The following is a 12,907-nucleotide window of genomic DNA, read 5'->3' on the forward strand; positions in this document are numbered from 1 at the left end:
TCACGCCTCGGACGGGACGATCACGACCGCCGATCTCGGCGGAAGGATCGCGATCCCGTCGGCGAGCCGTGCCGACGCATCCGTGGTCAGCGCGATGCTCCAGCCGGAGGGCACGCGAAGGCGCACCTCGTCGGCCGAGAAGTCGACGAGGATCTCCGCGCCGGGCCTGGCGAGCCGGAACCACCGCTCCTCCTCGTCAGCCGATGCCGCGATGCGACCGAAGTCAGGATCGGTGAGCCCCGGAATCCGCCGACGCAGGGCGATGAGCTCGCGGTAGAGCTCCAGGAGCGCCGCGTGGGGCGAGGCATCCCGTTCCTGCCAGTCGAGCTTCGATCGCCGGAAGGTCGCCGGGTCCTGCGGGTCGGGAACGAGCGACTCGTCCCAGCCCATGCGGGCGAACTCGGCCTTGCGTCCTCGTGCGGTCGCCTCGCCCAGCTCGGGCTCCGGATGCGACGTGAAGAACTGCCAGGGAGTGCTGGCGCCCCATTCCTCGCCCATGAACAGCATCGGGGTGAAGGGGGTGAGCAGCGTCAGCACCGCCGCGACCGCGAGGCCGCCCGGGTCGAGGGTCTGGGACAGGCGATCCCCCGCCGCGCGATTGCCGATCTGGTCGTGGTCCTGCGAGAACGTCACGAGCCGCCACGCCGGCAGACGCGGGTCGATCGGACGACCGTGCACGCGGCCGCGGAAGGAGGAGAAGGTCCCGTCGTGGAAGAACCCGCGGGTCGAGGCCTTGACGAGCGCCGAGAGCGGGGCGAAGTCCGCGTAGTAGCCGGAGGTCTCCCCGGTCAGGGCGACGTGGAGGGCGTGGTGGTAGTCGTCACTCCACTGCGCCGCGAGCCCGTACCCGTCCGCCTCGCGCGCGGTGATCAGGCGGGCGTCGTTGAGATCGCTCTCGGCGATGAGCGTGAGCGGCCGGCCGAGGTGGGCGCTCAACGCGTCAACGGATTCGCCGAGCTCCTGCAGGATGTGCGGCGAGCGTCGGTCCTTGAGAGCGTGCACCGCGTCGAGACGCAGGCCGTCGACGTGGAAGTCGCGCAGCCACATCGCGGCGTTGTCGAGGATGTGGCGACGCACTTCGGGCTCGTCGAGATCCACCGACGAGCCCCACGTGTTGGACTCGGTGTCCCTGAGGTAGGGGCCGAACTCGGGCAGGTAGTTCCCGCTCGGACCGAGGTGGTTGTACACGACGTCCTGGATCACTCCGAGGCCGGCGGCGTGACAGGCGTCGACGAATCGCTGATAGGCCGCGGGACCGCCGTAGGCCTCGTGGACGGCGAACCACAGGACGCCGTCGTATCCCCAGTTGTGGGTGCCGTTGAACGCGTTGACGGGCAGCAGCTCCACGAAGTCGACGCCCAGATCGACGAGGTGATCGAGGCGGCGAGCAGCGGCATCCAGGGTCCCCTCGTCGGTGAAGGTGCCGATGTGGAGCTCGTAGACGACGCCGCCCGCGAGCTGCCTGCCGTTCCAGGCGCCGTCGCGCCACTCGTGCGCGCCCGCATCGAACACCGCGCTGAGGTCGTGCACCCCGCGCGGCTGTCGCTGCGAGCGCGGGTCGGGCCGCACGGCTCCGCCGTCGAGGACGAATCCGTACTCGTCTCCCTCTGCGAGCTGCGTCGCGGCGCGCCACCAGCCGTCGCCGGCGGATGTCATCGGCAGGTCACCGCCCAGCCGTGGGGCGTGCAGCTCGACGCGCCGGGCGCGGGGCGCCCAGACTGCGGGGTTCACGCCGCCTCCGTGACGAGCAGCGCGACGGGGTAGGTGTCGAGCAGCTCGCCCAGCGGGATCGCGCCGCCGGAGAAGCGCCGGCGGGTGAGCACGTCCGTCGTCGGCCCGTCATGCCTCAGCAGCACGGTGTCTGCCCACGGGGATCCGGATGCCGCGGCCCGGCGCGCGAGCGCCACCGGAAGCCTCGTCGCGACCGCCAGCGCGCCGCCGCGGTCGACGGCGATCGCATGACCGGCCGCAGGGCCGACGACCGTCGCAGGCGTGTAGCGGGTGAAGAGGTCGGGGCGTTCGCGCCGCAGACGCAGAGCGCGCGAGGTCACGAGCAGCTTTGCCGCGCCCGAGGCGTCGACGAGGGGCCGTGCACCGCCCTCGATCGCCTCGAGCAGACGACGACGTTCGGCGAAGTCGACGGCGCGGCGGTTGTCGGGGTCGACGAGGCTCTGCTCCCACAGCTCGGTTCCCTGGTAGACGTCCGGCACCCCCGGCCCCGTGAGCTGCAGCAGCTTGGCGGATAGTGCGTTGGACCATCCGGCGCCTTCGATCTCCGAGACGAACGCCGCCACGCGCGCGGCGACGTCCGGATCGTCGAACACGGCGTCGACGAGGGCGTGCATCCGCGCCTCGAAGTCGGCCTCGGGAGCGAGCCACGAGGTCGACTCCCCCGCTTCGCGCGCCGCCTTCTCGGCATACGCGTGCAGGCGTTCGCGCGATGCCGGCCACGCTCCGATCACGGCTTGCCAGAGCAGCGCATCGAACGGGCCGTCGCCGGTGGTCGCGGCATCCCGCAGCTCGCCCAGCACCGTCACCCAGCGCTGCGGGATCTCGGCCAGCACGGACAGGCGCGCGCGGACATCCTCGCCGCGCTTCGTGTCGTGCGTGGACAGCGTCGTCATCGTGTGCGGCCACATCGCCTGTCGCTGCGCCTGGGCCGTGTGGAACTCCTCGACGGTCAGCGCGAACTGCGACGGATCGGCGCCGACCTCGGTCAGCGTTCCGAGCCGCGTCGCCCGGTAGAACGCCGTGTCCTCGACGCCCTTGGCCATCACCATCCCGCTGGTCTGCTGAAACCGCAGGGCAGCGGGATGCCGCGGATCGGCGAGTGCCCGAAGCACTCGGTCGACGGTCTCGGCGAGCTCGGGTCGACGGCGGCGCGCGGCGTCCGCGGCGAGGTCGAGATGCTCACGACCCGCGGGGAGGTACGAGCGGTATACGGGGAAGTGCACGAGCAGCTCGGAGAGCGCGTCCTCCACGCGATCGTCGTCGGCGGCTCCGAGATCTCGCGCGAGCCGGCGCACCTCCGACCGCAGGATGCCGTCGGCGACGGCCCGCTTGGTGCCCGCGATCAGATCCTGCCACGGCGAGGCGGCGGCGAGCCCGGTGTCGCGGCGCAGCTGCGCGTCGAGGCGATCGAGCTCCTCCTCGCCGGCCGGATCGACGAGAACCCGGTCGATCTCGGCGAGTGCGTCGTAGCCGGTCGTCCCGTCTGCGGCCAAGAACTGCGGCAGCGGCTCGCCGTGCTCCAGGATCTTCTCCACGAGGACGTAGGCGCCGCCGGTGAGCGCGTCGAGCTGGGCGAGGTAGTCGACCGGGGCGCGCAACCCGTCCGGGTGATCGACGCGGAGCCCGTCGACGAGGCCGTCGGCGAACCACCGGCCGATCTCGGCATGGGTGCGGGAGAACACGTCGGGCTCCTCGACGCGCACGGCCGCAAGATCTGACACGCCGAAGAAACGGCGGTAGTTCAGATCGGTCGCCTCCCGACGCCAGTGCATCAGCGAGTAGTGCTGTCGATCGTGGACGGTGAGCACGTCGGCGCCGTCGTCGGTCGAGCCCGGGGCGAGAGGGAAGCGGTGCTCGTGGTACCTCAGCTCGTCGCCGTCGATCCGAAGCGACCCGTCGGCCGCAGCATCCGCGAGCTCCTCGCCCAGCACCGGGATGCGCACCTTGCCGCCGCCGAACTCCCAGTCGATATCGAACGTGGCCGCATGCTCGGACGCGCGCCCGTGGCGCAGGACGTCCCACCACCACGGATTCTCGTGCGCGCGCCCCACCCCGACATGGTTGGGGACGATGTCGACGAGCACGCCGAGCCCCGCCGTCCGGAACGCGCGACAGGCGCGTTCGAGGCCCGCGCGCCCACCCCGCGCGGGATCGACGGCTGTGGGATCGACGACGTCGTAACCGTGGTCGGAGCCCTCCGTCGCCGTCAGAATCGGCGACAGGTACACCCAGTCCACTCCGAGCGCGACCAGGTAGTCGACGAGCGATGCCGCATCGTCGAGCGTGAACGTCGGGCGGATCTGCAGTCGATAGGTCGACGTCGGACGGGAGGCGAGCACGACGATCCCCTACCGACGCAGCTCTGCCCGGGGAGCGGCGCCGGGCACCTCGTCCACGCCGGCGACGGACGTCACGGCCAGGGAGGCGGCGACGGTGTGGCCGAGCTCGGGCTCGGGCAGTTCGTGCTCCCGCAGCACCATCATCGACCGCCCCGCCACCGCCAGCTTCGATCCCGGCTCCACCGGCTCGGTGTTGGCATGCTCGCCGGCCGTGTCGACCACCACGTCCCACTCGGGACTGAACTCGTCCTCGGGGATGACGAAGTCGACCACGTCATCGCCGGCGTTGAACAGCACGATGAAGTGGTGGTCCGAGATCGGCTCGCCCCTTCGATCTCTTTCGCGGATCCCGTCCCCGTTGAGGAACACGCCCACCGCCCGCCCGAACCCGGATTCCCAGTCCTCCGGCTGCATCTGGGTGCCGTCCGGACGCGCCCACACGATGTCGGGGATCGGCGCTCCCTCCTCGCGCCGCACGGGTCGACCGTCGAAGAAGCGCCGCCGGCGGAAGGTGGGATGCTCGCGCCGCAGCCGGGCGAGGGCGGCGGTGAACTCGAGAAGGGGGTGATCGACCGCTGACCAATCGATCCACGTGATCTCGTTGTCCTGGGCGTAGCCGTTGTTGTTCCCGCCCTGGGTGCGCCCCAGCTCGTCTCCGTGCAGCAGCATCGGCACCCCCTGCGACAGCATGAGCGTGGCGATGAAGTTTCGCTGCTGGCGTTCGCGCAAGGCCAGAATTGCGGGGTCGTCGGTCGGCCCCTCGGCGCCGCCGTTCCAGGAGCGGTTGTCGTCGGCGCCGTCGCGGTTGTCCTCGCCGTTGGCCTCGTTGTGCTTGTCGTTGTAGGAGACGAGGTCTCGCAGCGTGAAACCGTCGTGGGCGGTGACGAAGTTGATGGATGCGACGGGCCGGCGTCCAGAGTGCTCGTACAGATCGGCCGACCCCGTGAGCCGCGACGCGAACTCGCCGAGGGCCTGCGGCTCGCCCCGCCAGAAGTCGCGGACGGTGTCGCGGTACTTGCCGTTCCACTCCGTCCACTGGGGCGGGAAGTTGCCGACCTGGTAGCCGCCGGGCCCGACATCCCATGGCTCGGCGATGAGCTTGACCTGCGAGACCACCGGATCCTGCTGCACGAGCTCGAAGAACGTCGAGAGGCGGTCCACCTCGTAGAACTCGCGGGCGAGCGTCGAGGCGAGGTCGAAACGGAACCCGTCCACGTGCATGTCGAGCACCCAGTAACGCAGGGAGTCCATGATCAGCTGCAGCGTGTGCGGGTTGCCGGCATTGAGGCTGTTGCCGGTGCCGGTGTAGTCGGTGTAGTAGCGCTTGTCGTCGTCTTCGAGCCGGTAGTAGGCCTCGTTGTCGATGCCGCGCATCGAGAGTGTCGGGCCGAGGTGGTTCCCCTCGGCGGTGTGGTTATAGACGACGTCGAGGATGACCTCGATGCCGGCCGCATGGAGGACCTTCACCATCGCCTTGAACTCCTGGACCTGCTGTCCGCGCTGACCGCTGGAGGCGTAGGTGTTCTGGGGCGCGAAGAAGGCGATGGTGTTGTAGCCCCAGTAGTTCGAGAGGCCCTTCTCCTCGAGGACGGAGTCGTTGACGAACTGGTGGACAGGCATGAGCTCGATCGCGGTCACGCCGAGCTTCTGCAGATGCTCGACGATCGCCGGATGGGCGATCGCGCTGTAGGTGCCGCGGATCTCCTCGGGAACGGCGGGGTGCAGCTCGGTCAGACCGCGCACATGCGCCTCGTAGATGAAGCTCTCGGCGTAGGGGGTCTTGGGCAGCCGGTCCCCGCTCCAGTCGAAGTAGGGGTTCACGACGACGCCGAGCATCTGGTGAGCGGCGGAATCCTCGTCGTTGCGCGAGTCGGGGTCCCCGAAGTCATAGCCGAACACCGGCTGCCCCCAGGTGACCTGTCCGTCCACGGCCTTCGCGTACGGATCGAGCAGCAGCTTGTTCGCGTTGAAGCGCCGGCCGGAGGCCGGGTCGAACTCACCGTGCACGCGGAACCCGTAGCGCTGACCCGGCTGCACCGTCGGCAGGTACCCGTGATGCACGAACGCGTCGACGTCGATCAGCGGCACCCGCGTCTCGGCGCCCTCGTCGTCGAACAGGCACAGCTCGACGCGCTCGGCGCCCTCGCTGAAGATCGCGAAGTTCGTCCCACTTCCGTCGAACGTCGCACCGAGCGGATACGGGGAACCGGGCCAGATCTGCATGCGACCTCCAAGTCGTCGGGCGCCTTCACGATAGCGGCGGGAGGAATCAGGGCTGCGGGGCTTGACGTGAGAGGGGGCTCACCCCCTCGAGGCGCTCGCCGGGGTCGCGCCCACGACCGGTGCTGTCTCCGAAGCGAAGAGCCCTGGTTCGTCCACCGCCCGGCGGACCGCGGCGATGACGCGGTCGACGTCGTCCGGCGAGTTGTAGACGGTGAAGCTCACGCGGCAGCTCGCCGCCGGATCGATCTCCAGGTCGCGGTGCGCGAGCGTCGCGCAGTGGCATCCCGCCCGCGACTCGACGCCCTGCGCGTTGAGCGCGCGGGCGATCGCGAACGGCGAGTGGCCGGCGATGTTGAAGGCAACCAGAGGAGTGCGCTCTCTCCCCGCGGGCACGCCATACACGTGGAGACCGTCGATGGCGGCGAGCCCGTCGATCGCCCGCTGAGTGAGGGATGCCGCGTGGTCGGCGACGGCTCCCATGGCGGCGTCCACCGCTGCCGGGTCGAGCGGATCATCCGTGCGGAACCAGGCTCGATCGGGGTCCGCGCCGACCATGTCGACGAGGAGTCGCAGGGTCTGCGCCGACGCGATGACGCCCAGGATGTTGGGCGTGCCGGCCGAGAACCTCCAGGGCAGGTCGTTGTACTCCACCCGATCGGGGAAGACCCGGCCCTCCGCGATCATGTCCCCGCCGTAGAGGAACGGCGGCAGGGTCTCGCGGAGCGACTTCTTCGCGTACAGCACGCCCACGCCGAAGGGAGCGAGCAGCTTGTGCAACGAGAACGCGACGAAGTCGGCATCCATCGCCTGCACGTCCAGCCGCGAGCTCGCGAACAGCTGCGCGGCATCGATGAGGAGGAGGGCGCCCGTGCTCCCATCGGGCTGCGCATACGCGCCGGCGTCGGCGATCGCCCGCACCCTGTCCAGCGGCGGCTTCGTGCCGAGGAAGTTCGACCCGCCGCAGCAGGTCACGAGCTTCGTGCGCGCATCGACCAGCGAAGCGAGGTGCGCCAGGTCCAGCTCGCCCGAGTCGTGATCGAAGCGCGCGAGCCGAAGTTCGACCCGACGTCCGAACCGCGGCAGGATCTCACGGCACATCGCGTGCCACGGCACGTAGTTCGAGTTGTGCTCCATGAGGGTCGTCACGACGTTGTCGCCGTCGCGGAAGTCGGCCATCAGCGAATACATGGCCGCATTGATCGCCTCCGTGGTGCTGCGATGCATCGAGAGGGTGTCTCGTGAGGGCGCGTTGATCCAGGACGCGATGGTGTCGAACGACGCCTCGAACGCCTCGGTGGTGCGGATGGAGGCATCCGACTGCCCGCGGTGGACGTTCTCGTAGGTCTCCGACAGGTCGCGCAGCAGTTCCCAGACCGCGAGCGGAGGCTGGGTGCTGGCGGCATTGTTCGTGACGATGCGCTCTCGAAGCCCGAACGCGAACTGGGAGCGGATCAGCTCGAGCTCGCGCGAAGCGAGGGTCCCCATGCAGCAGAGAATCCTCCACTTCCGCGATCACGGCAAGAGCATCCGTCCCGCGGGACGGGCGCGTCTCACATCCCGGCCGCGGCGGCTGTGAGGGAAACGTTCGCTCGGGGAAACCACGCGCGGTCAGGGGTGAAACACCGCGCTCGTACCGTCGGCGTCACCGAGATGTCCGCCCGTGAGGAGAACCCATGGCTCATCGCGACCCCGTCGACAGCCCGAAACATGGCGCTGACTCGCCCGCAACATCGCGCGCGTACCGTGACGCCATGAGCTCCACCGTCCCCGCTTCGGCGCACGCCGTCGTCGTCGGGGCCGGCATGGTGGCGCACCGCTTCGTGGAGAGCCTCCTCGCGCGGGCCGGCGAGAGCTGGCGTGTCACCGTGATCGGCGAGGAGGACCGGCATCCGTACGACCGGGTCGGCCTCACCTCGTTCTTCGGCGGCTCGACGCCGGACGACCTGACACTCGACCGCAGCGTTCTCGACGACGAGCGCGTGCGCTTCGTCCGCGGCGACGCGGTGGCGCGCATCGACAGAACTGCCCGGCGCGTCACGACGAAGCGCGGTCTCAGCGTGGCGTACGACCACCTCGTCCTCGCGACCGGTTCGTACGCCGCCCGCCTCGCCGTGGACGGCTTCGGCTGGGACGGCTGCTTCGTCTATCGCACGCTCGACGACGTCGAGAGCCTGCGGGCCTTCGTCGAGCGCCGCTCGCGTGAACTGGGGCGCGCGCTGACGGGCACCGTCATCGGCGGCGGACTCCTCGGGCTCGAGGCAGCCGGAGCACTGCAGGGGCTCGACGTCGAATGCACCGTCGTGCAGTCGTCCGACCGGCTGATGTCGGCGCAGCTCGATCTCCCGGCGGGCGACGCGCTGCGCAGGCTGATCCAGTCGCGCGGCATCTCGGTGAGGACCGGGGCGGTCACGACGCGCATCGACGCGGATCGCGGCGGGCGCGTGACGGGACTCGAGTTCCGCGACGGCGGCTACGAGCGCACGGACGTCGTCGTGTTCACCGTCGGCGTCCGGCCGCGCGACGAGCTGGCCCGCGGCGCGGAACTCGCCGTGCACGAGCGGGGCGGAGTCCTCATCGACGACGGATGCCGCACCTCGGACGCCCGCATCCTCGCGATCGGCGAGGTGGCCAACTACGACGGCATGTGCGTGGGGCTGGTGGCTCCGGGCTATGCCATGGCGGAGGTCGCGGCGACCAGACTCCTCGGTGGCGCGGCGTCCTTCCCCGGCTACGACCTGTCAACGAAGCTCAAGCTGTCAGGCGTCGACGTGGCGAGCTTCGGCGACGCCTTCGGCGAGACCCCGGGCGCGCTGGACGTCGTCTACGCCGACCCCGTCGGCGGCGTCTACAAGAAGCTGGTCCTCTCCGACGACGCGAAGACGCTGCTGGGCGGCATCCTCGTGGGCGACGCTTCGGCGTACGGCGCGCTGCGCCCTCTCGTCGGCGGTGCGCTCGGCGGGGATCCGGCCGCCTATCTGATGCCTGAGGGCGGCGTCGCGGCGCCGACCGGCGACCTGCCCGACGAGGCGCTCGTCTGCTCGTGCAACAGCGTCACCGCCGGGACGATCCGTCAAGCGGTGCACGAAGAGGGCTGCACGGACGTCGCCGCCGTGAAGTCGTGCACGAAAGCGGGCGCCGCGTGCGGCTCATGCGTGATGATGGTCAAGAAGATCGTCGGCGCCGAGCTCGCCAAGACCGGCGCCGCGATCAGCAACGCACTGTGCGAGCACTTCGACCTCTCCCGACGCCAGCTCTTCGACGCCGTGCGCGTGTCCGGACTCACGACGTTCAGCGCCGTCATCGACCGATTCGGCACCGGCCGCGGCTGCGACATCTGCAAGCCCGCGCTCGCCAGCATCCTGTCGACCCTCGTCGGGCATCACGTGCTCGACGGTGAGAACGCCGCGCTGCAGGACACCAACGACCACGTCATGGCCAACCTGCAGAAGGACGGAAGCTACTCCGTCGTGCCTCGGATCCCCGGCGGCGAGATCACCCCCGAGGGCCTCGTCGTGATCGGCGAGGTCGCACGTGACTTCGGGCTCTACACGAAGATCACCGGCGGGCAGCGCATCGACCTGTTCGGCGCGCGGCTGGAGCAGCTGCCCGAGGTGTGGAAGCGTCTCGTGGACGCCGGCTTCGAGTCGGGGCACGCGTACGGCAAGTCCCTGCGCACGGTGAAGTCGTGTGTGGGCTCGACGTGGTGCCGCTACGGCGTGCAGGACTCGGTCGGAATGGCGGTGAACCTCGAGCTGCGCTACCGGGGACTGCGCTCTCCGCACAAGCTCAAGCTCGGCGTCTCGGGCTGCGCGCGCGAGTGCGCGGAGGCGCGAGGAAAGGACGTCGGCGTCATCGCGACCGAAGCCGGGTGGAACATGTACGTCGGCGGGAACGGCGGCTTCACCCCGCGACACGCGGTGCTCCTGGCGGAGGGGCTCGACGACGCGGGGCTGCTCACCGCGATCGACCGCTTCCTGATGTACTACATCTTCACCGCGGACCGCCTCCAGCGCACGGCCCCCTGGTTCGAAGACCTCGAGGGCGGGATCGACGAGCTGCGGTCGGTGATCTTCGACGACAGCCTCGGCATCTGCGCGGATCTGGATGCCGCGATGGCGGCGCACATCGGATCGTACGAGGACGAATGGCGCGCGACGCTGGAGGACCCCGAGAAGGTGCGTCGCTTCGCCTCGTTCGTGAACGCGCCGACGACACCGGACCCCTCGCTCGCCTACACCGCCGAGCGCGGACAGGCCCGACCCGCCACCGATGAGGAGCGCGCGAGCGGTGGCGTCCTCATCGCCGGAACGATCCTGGAGGTGCGCCGATGACCCTCGTCGACCCGCAGACCACCGCCGCCGACGCGCCCGAGGGATGGGTGCGGGTGTGCACGCTGAACGACCTCGAAGTCGAGCGCGGTCGCGCGGCGCTTCTCGGCGGGACGCAGATCGCGCTCTTCCTGCTGCACAGCGGCCGGGTCCACGCCGTGTCGAACTTCGACCCCTACAGTCGCGCGCACGTGATCTCGCGCGGCATCGTCGGCACCCGACAGGATGCTCCCACCGTCGCGTCGCCCATGTACAAGCAGGTCTTCGACCTTCGGACGGGCGCCTGCCTCGATACGCAGGGAAAGGACGCCATCGCCCTCCACGTCTGGCCGGTGACGGTCAGCGACGGTCAGGTCCTGGTGCGCTGGGAGGCCGAGTCGTGAGCGGCCGCGTGGATCTGGTGGGCGGCGGGCCCGGACCGATCGACCTCATGACGGTGCGTGCCTGGCGACTGCTGACGCAGGCCGACGTCGTGGTCATGGACCGTCTGGGTCCGACCGACATCCGAGCGCATCTCGGGCCCGACGTCGAGATCATCGATGTCGGGAAGCTTCCGGGGCACCATCCCGTCCCCCAGGACGAGATCAACGCGCTCCTCATCGACCGGGCACGCGTGGGCAAGCGGGTGGTCCGCTTGAAGGGCGGTGACCCGTTCGTCTTCGGTCGGGGCGGCGAGGAGATGGTCGCGTGCGCGGCCGCGGGGATCCCCGTGGCCGTGGTGCCGGGCATCACCAGCGCAGTCGCCGTTCCTGAGGCGGCAGGCATCCCCGTCACCCACAGAGGCATCGCATCCGCGGTCCACATCGTCAACGGGCAATCCGAGATCACGGCGGCGACCCTCGCGGCACTCGGTGAGGATGCCGTCACGACGGTGATCCTCATGGGGGTCGGAGCCCTCCCCCGGCTGGTCGCCGATGCGATGCGGGCGGGCGTGTCGCCAGATCGTCCGGTGGCGATCGTCGAGCGCGGTCACCACGCCGACCAGCGCACGACCCGCAGCACCCTCGGATCGGTGGTGCTCCATGCCGGGCGCATCGGCGTGCGCAATCCCGCGGTCATCGTCGTCGGCGACGTGGCACGCGCGGGTCTGCTCGTGCCCGACTTGCTGGCGGCGCAGTCCGGACACGGCGGCTGATCACCGTGACGGCCGCGCGTCCCGCTCTCTCCGCCGCTCTCGACGGCTGCACGATCGTGATCGCCGTGGACCGGCGATCCCTCGAGCTCGCGGCCGCCCTCGAGCGTCACGGAGCGACCGTGCGCCACGCTCCGGCGCTCACGATCGTCCCGCACATCGACGACGACGCGCTCATCGCGCGCACGCGCGAGCTGATCGCGCTCCCGCCCGACGTGGTGGTGGCGACGACCGGTGTCGGATTCCGCGGCTGGATGGAGGCCGCGGACGAAGCAGGCCTCCTCGACGACCTCCACGCGGCGCTCGCCGGTGCGCAGATCGTCGCCCGCGGCCCGAAGGCGCGCGGCGCGATCCAGCAGGCGGGGCTGACGGCCGATTGGGTCGCCGAATCGGAGACGTCCGCCGAGCTGGGCGAGTACCTGCTCGCGGAGGGGGTCTCCAGCCGCCGTATCGCCGTGCAGCATCACGGCTCCGGCGCCGACGGTCTCGACGAGCTCTTCGAGACCGCCGGGGCGGATGTCGTCAGCCTCACCGTCTACCGGTGGGGGCCGCCTCCCGATGCCGTGGCGGTGCGTCGCTCGGTCGCCACGACGGCTCAGGGCGAGGTCGATGCGGTCCTGTTCACGTCGGCTCCCGGCGCCGCGGAGTGGCTGGCCGCCGCATCGCGCGAGGGCATCCTCGACGACATCGTCGCGCTCACGCAGACGGGCCGAGTGCTCATGGCCGCGGTCGGACCGATCACGGCAGGGCCCCTCGTCGACGTCGGCATCGCCCCGCTCGTCGCGGAGCGCGGGCGCCTCGGCTCGCTCGTGCGGGCCGTCGTGACGCACTTCGGAGGGGGTCACGCCGCCTCGCTCCCCACGACTGCGGGGCGTCTCGAGCTGCGCAGCTCCGGCGCCGTGCTCGACGGCGTCCACGTCCCGCTCTCGCGAACCGGGGCCGACGTGCTCGCCGCTCTGTTCGAGGCCGGCGGCGGCGTCGTATCGCGACAGCGCCTCCAGGGCGCACTTCCCCGGTCCGGCGAGAACACCCACGCCGTCGAGATGGCCGTGGCGCGGGTGCGCGAAGCGCTCGGGGTCCCCGCCCTGATCAAGACGGTCGTCAAGCGCGGCTACCGGCTCGACGTGCTCGATCCCGCCGAGGCATCCGCCTGA

The 12,907-nt window shown here is 70.5% G+C and carries 8 protein-coding genes; 4 read left to right on the forward strand and 4 right to left on the reverse strand.

The features are described 5' to 3' along the window. The 4 genes from treZ to ASD93_RS07060 form a co-directional block, all read right to left on the reverse strand. Positions 1-1,731 (reverse strand): malto-oligosyltrehalose trehalohydrolase, encoded by a 1,731-nt coding sequence (treZ, locus tag ASD93_RS07045; RefSeq protein ID WP_056120660.1) that lies wholly within the window; start codon positions 1,729-1,731, stop codon positions 1-3. After that, complete coding sequence (gene treY, locus ASD93_RS07050) at positions 1,728-4,070, reverse strand: malto-oligosyltrehalose synthase (RefSeq protein ID WP_056120662.1); 2,343 nt, start codon at positions 4,068-4,070, stop codon at positions 1,728-1,730. The genes treZ and treY overlap by 4 nt, the downstream gene beginning before the upstream one ends. A gap of 9 nt (positions 4,071-4,079) precedes the next feature. Further along, positions 4,080-6,293, reverse strand: a complete 2,214-nt coding sequence (glgX, locus tag ASD93_RS07055; protein ID WP_056120668.1) for a glycogen debranching protein GlgX — start codon at positions 6,291-6,293, stop codon at positions 4,080-4,082. Between the two features lie 78 nt (positions 6,294-6,371). Further along, positions 6,372-7,778, reverse strand: a complete 1,407-nt coding sequence (locus tag ASD93_RS07060; protein WP_082569216.1) for an aminotransferase class V-fold PLP-dependent enzyme — start codon at positions 7,776-7,778, stop codon at positions 6,372-6,374. A gap of 266 nt (positions 7,779-8,044) precedes the next feature. On the opposite strand from ASD93_RS07060, the gene nirB reads away from it, so the two are divergent. The 4 genes from nirB to ASD93_RS07080 are packed head-to-tail and all read left to right on the forward strand — an operon-like array spanning position 8,045 to position 12,907. Further along, entirely contained in the window at positions 8,045-10,624 is a 2,580-nt protein-coding gene (gene nirB / locus ASD93_RS07065; protein WP_056120969.1) for a nitrite reductase large subunit NirB, read from the forward strand. Further along, complete coding sequence (gene nirD, locus ASD93_RS07070) at positions 10,621-11,004, forward strand: nitrite reductase small subunit NirD (RefSeq protein WP_056120671.1); 384 nt, start codon at positions 10,621-10,623, stop codon at positions 11,002-11,004. Before nirB ends, nirD begins: the two co-directional genes overlap by 4 nt. Continuing rightward, on the forward strand, positions 11,001-11,756 hold the full coding sequence (gene cobA / locus ASD93_RS07075; protein WP_235566903.1) for a uroporphyrinogen-III C-methyltransferase: 756 nt from the start codon (positions 11,001-11,003) through the stop codon (positions 11,754-11,756). Before nirD ends, cobA begins: the two co-directional genes overlap by 4 nt. Before the next feature lie 5 nt (positions 11,757-11,761). Next, on the forward strand, positions 11,762-12,907 hold the full coding sequence (locus tag ASD93_RS07080; RefSeq protein ID WP_056120674.1) for a uroporphyrinogen-III synthase: 1,146 nt from the start codon (positions 11,762-11,764) through the stop codon (positions 12,905-12,907).

Origin of the sequence: Microbacterium sp. Root180, from assembly GCF_001428485.1 — a bacterium.
In the GTDB taxonomy this organism is placed as follows: domain Bacteria; phylum Actinomycetota; class Actinomycetes; order Actinomycetales; family Microbacteriaceae; genus Microbacterium.

Excerpts from the sequence above, each read along its gene's own strand:
- glgX (WP_056120668.1), bottom strand. The coding sequence starts at position 6,293 with ATGCAGATCTGGCCCGGTTCCCCGTATCCGCTCGGTGCGACGTTCGAC.
- ASD93_RS07060 (WP_082569216.1), bottom strand. The coding sequence starts at position 7,778 with ATGGGGACCCTCGCTTCGCGCGAGCTCGAGCTGATCCGCTCCCAGTTC.
- nirB (WP_056120969.1), top strand. The coding sequence starts at position 8,045 with ATGAGCTCCACCGTCCCCGCTTCGGCGCACGCCGTCGTCGTCGGGGCC.
- nirD (WP_056120671.1), top strand. The coding sequence starts at position 10,621 with ATGACCCTCGTCGACCCGCAGACCACCGCCGCCGACGCGCCCGAGGGA.